This window comes from Pseudomonas laurentiana, assembly GCF_014648275.1.
Lineage (GTDB): Bacteria > Pseudomonadota > Gammaproteobacteria > Pseudomonadales > Pseudomonadaceae > Aquipseudomonas > Aquipseudomonas laurentiana.
The window spans coordinates 1-530 of sequence record NZ_BMQU01000194.1 but is presented as its reverse complement, the minus strand read 5'-3'; the positions used below and the strand labels follow the sequence as shown (position 1 = coordinate 530).

The 530-nt window shown below is 26.8% G+C and carries 1 protein-coding gene; it reads left to right on the top strand.

Annotation, left to right across the window (positions count from 1 at the left end; translation table 11 throughout):
• The first annotated feature begins 297 nt into the window (after positions 1-297).
• Entirely contained in the window at positions 298-528 is a 231-nt protein-coding gene (locus IE038_RS25775) for an ATP synthase subunit C family protein (protein WP_189396444.1), read from the top strand.
• Positions 529-530 lie beyond the last annotated feature (2 nt).

The following is a 530-nucleotide window of genomic DNA, read 5'->3' as shown; positions in this document are numbered from 1 at the left end:
TCTCTTACTTCTTAGTTATCGTACCAGTTGTTTCAACTTTAGAAAATATCTTATTCTATATTGGAAGAGTAAACAATAAATAATAATATTATTATTTATAATTGGACCGTAGTTAATTATGAGTAAGATATCTACAATAATTTTAATTATTCCCTACTCATTTTTTTTTCATATTCCACACAAATAAAAATTTTAATAAAAGTAGTATTGAATGGAAATAATTTTATTTCCTTCCTTTTTAATAAGGACTACTTTTTTTTTATTTTACTAATATTGTTAGACATCATAATCATTATTATGCAATTAGTATTAGCAGCTAAATATATTGGAGCAGGTATTGCTACTATCGGATTAACAGGAGCAGGAATTGGAATCGCTATCGTATTCGCTGCATTAATTAACGGTACATCAAGAAACCCTTCATTAAAATCAGAATTATTCCCATTCGCTATCTTAGGATTCGCCTTAAGTGAAGCTACAGGATTATTCTGTTTAATGATCTCATTCTTATTACTATACGGTGTATAATT